This is a genomic window from Shewanella sp. N2AIL (genome assembly GCF_022690845.1).
Classification (GTDB): domain Bacteria; phylum Pseudomonadota; class Gammaproteobacteria; order Enterobacterales; family Shewanellaceae; genus Shewanella; species Shewanella baltica.
The window spans coordinates 1-264 of the sequence record NZ_JALBYT010000112.1; the positions used below are offsets into that span (position 1 = coordinate 1).

Below are 264 nucleotides of genomic sequence, written 5' to 3' on the forward strand. Positions count from 1 at the left end.
GACTAAACACTTCTCGAATAACCTCACTGCCCAATCGTTTACGCGCCTGAGTCACGGCGCTGCGTGCAACATAATCAATCTCTTGCGGCAAAACAATGTCGAGTTTGTTGATGAGTGACCGAACAGATTCTCCTCGAAACAAAGCCATTCCGATAGCGGCCCAAATCATCGCATCCATCGGCAATTTACGCCGTCTTAACGTCGCAACGCCCTGAGAGTCCAAACAAGATTGAATTAACTCAGGTTCTAACACATCAGCTAAGC

General features: G+C 47.7%; 1 protein-coding gene. It reads right to left on the reverse strand.

The window, feature by feature from the left end:
- Positions 1-264, reverse strand: a 264-nt coding sequence (locus MO387_RS20955) for a transposase domain-containing protein (RefSeq protein WP_242326517.1), incomplete at both ends; no start/stop codon positions are given.